A 3,094-nucleotide genomic window follows, 5' to 3' on the forward strand; every position below is an offset into this window, starting at 1 on the left:
ATATTGCTCTTTAACAATCTGGAACAAGCTGAAAATTGAAACAATACAGCTGAAACTTATCTCTCCGTAGAAGTACTGAGATAAGGATTAACCTGTATTAGAGTCTCTCAAATAATCACAGCACAAGTTGTCTGTAAAGACACCTTCGGGTTGTGAGGTTAAGCGACTAAGCGTACACGGTGGATGCCTAGGCAGTCAGAGGCGATGAAGGGCGTGCTAATCTGCGAAAAGCGTCGGTAAGGTGATATGAACCGTTACAACCGACGATACCCGAATGGGGAAACCCAGTGCAATTCGTTGCACTATTGCATGGTGAATACATAGCCATGCAAGGCGAACCGGGGGAACTGAAACATCTAAGTACCCCGAGGAAAAGAAATCAACCGAGATTCCCCCAGTAGCGGCGAGCGAACGGGGAGGAGCCCAGAACCTGAATCAGCATATGTGTTAGTGGAAGCGTCTGGAAAGTCGCACGGTACAGGGTGATAGTCCCGTACACAAAAATGCATATGTTGTGAGTTCGATGAGTAGGGCGGGACACGTGACATCCTGTCTGAATATGGGGGGACCATCCTCCAAGGCTAAATACTCCTGACTGACCGATAGTGAACCAGTACCGTGAGGGAAAGGCGAAAAGAACCCCGGCGAGGGGAGTGAAATAGAACCTGAAACCGTGTACGTACAAGCAGTGGGAGCACCTTCGTGGTGTGACTGCGTACCTTTTGTATAATGGGTCAGCGACTTATATTTTGTAGCAAGGTTAACCGAATAGGGGAGCCGTAGGGAAACCGAGTCTTAACTGGGCGAATAGTTGCAAGGTATAGACCCGAAACCCGGTGATCTAGCCATGGGCAGGTTGAAGGTTGGGTAACACTAACTGGAGGACCGAACCGACTAATGTTGAAAAATTAGCGGATGACTTGTGGCTGGGGGTGAAAGGCCAATCAAACCGGGAGATAGCTGGTTCTCCCCGAAAGCTATTTAGGTAGCGCCTCGTGAACTCATCTTCGGGGGTAGAGCACTGTTTCGGCTAGGGGGTCATCCCGACTTACCAAACCGATGCAAACTCCGAATACCGAAGAATGTTATCACGGGAGACACACGGCGGGTGCTAACGTCCGTCGTGAAGAGGGAAACAACCCAGACCGCCAGCTAAGGTCCCAAAGTCATGGTTAAGTGGGAAACGATGTGGGAAGGCATAGACAGCCAGGATGTTGGCTTAGAAGCAGCCATCATTTAAAGAAAGCGTAATAGCTCACTGGTCGAGTCGGCCTGCGCGGAAGATGTAACGGGGCTAAACCATGCACCGAAGCTGCGGCAGCGACGCTTAGGCGTTGTTGGGTAGGGGAGCGTTCTGTAAGCCGTTGAAGGTGACCTGTGAGGGTTGCTGGAGGTATCAGAAGTGCGAATGCTGACATAAGTAACGATAATGCGGGTGAAAAACCCGCACGCCGGAAGACCAAGGGTTCCTGTCCAACGTTAATCGGGGCAGGGTGAGTCGACCCCTAAGGCGAGGCTGAAAAGCGTAGTCGATGGGAAACAGGTTAATATTCCTGTACTTGGTGTTACTGCGAAGGGGGGACGGAGAAGGCTAGGCTAGCCGGGCGACGGTTGTCCCGGTTTAAGCATGTAGGCGGAGTGACTTGGTAAATCCGGTTGCTTATCAACGCTGAGGTGTGATGACGAGCCACTACGGTGGTGAAGTAGTTGATGCCAAGCTTCCAGGAAAAGCCTCTAAGCATCAGGTAACATTAAATCGTACCCCAAACCGACACAGGTGGTCAGGTAGAGAATACTCAGGCGCTTGAGAGAACTCGGGTGAAGGAACTAGGCAAAATGGTGCCGTAACTTCGGGAGAAGGCACGCTGGCATTAGGTAAAGGGACTTGCTCCCGGCGCCGAAGCCAGTCGCAGATACCAGCTGGCTGCAACTGTTTAATAAAAACACAGCACTGTGCAAACACGAAAGTGGACGTATACGGTGTGACGCCTGCCCGGTGCTGGAAGGTTAATTGATGGGGTCAGCCGCAAGGCGAAGCTCTTGATCGAAGCCCCAGTAAACGGCGGCCGTAACTATAACGGTCCTAAGGTAGCGAAATTCCTTGTCGGGTAAGTTCCGACCTGCACGAATGGCGTAATGATGGCCAGGCTGTCTCCACCCGAGACTCAGTGAAATTGAACTCGCTGTGAAGATGCAGTGTACCCGCGGCAAGACGGAAAGACCCCGTGAACCTTTACTATAGCTTGACACTGAACATTGAGCCTTGATGTGTAGGATAGGTGGGAGGCATTGAAGTGTGGACGCCAGTCTGCATGGAGCCAACCTTGAAATACCACCCTTTAATGTTTGATGTTCTAACTCGGCCCCATAATCTGGGGTGAGGACAGTGTCTGGTGGGTAGTTTGACTGGGGCGGTCTCCTCCCAAAGAGTAACGGAGGAGCACGAAGGTTAGCTAATCACGGTCGGACATCGTGAGGTTAGTGCAAAGGCATAAGCTAGCTTGACTGCGAGAGTGACGGCTCGAGCAGGTACGAAAGTAGGTCTTAGTGATCCGGTGGTTCTGAATGGAAGGGCCATCGCTCAACGGATAAAAGGTACTCCGGGGATAACAGGCTGATACCGCCCAAGAGTTCATATCGACGGCGGTGTTTGGCACCTCGATGTCGGCTCATCACATCCTGGGGCTGAAGTAGGTCCCAAGGGTATGGCTGTTCGCCATTTAAAGTGGTACGCGAGCTGGGTTTAGAACGTCGTGAGACAGTTCGGTCCCTATCTGCCGTGGGCGTTGGAAGATTGAGAGGGGCTGCTCCTAGTACGAGAGGACCGGAGTGGACGAATCACTGGTGTTCGGGTTGTCATGCCAATGGCATTGCCCGGTAGCTAAATTCGGAAGAGATAACCGCTGAAAGCATCTAAGCGGGAAACTTGCCTCGAGATGAGTCTTCCCTGGGGCTTTAAGCCCCCTGAAGGAACGTTAAAGACTATGACGTTGATAGGCTGGGTGTGTAAGTGCAGCGATGCATTGAGCTAACCAGTACTAATGATCCGTGAGGCTTAACCTTACAACACCGAAGGTGTTTTGGATTTGAGAGA

General features: G+C 51.6%; 1 rRNA gene. It reads left to right on the plus strand.

What is annotated here, in order from left to right:
• Positions 1-156: 156 nt before the first annotated feature.
• Positions 157-3,063: ribosomal RNA gene (locus QSV56_RS21815) — 23S ribosomal RNA — on the plus strand.
• The last annotated feature ends 31 nt before the right edge of the window (positions 3,064-3,094 follow it).

The sequence above is a fragment of the Yersinia sp. 22-579 genome, from assembly GCF_030433455.1.
Lineage (GTDB): Bacteria > Pseudomonadota > Gammaproteobacteria > Enterobacterales > Enterobacteriaceae > Yersinia > Yersinia enterocolitica.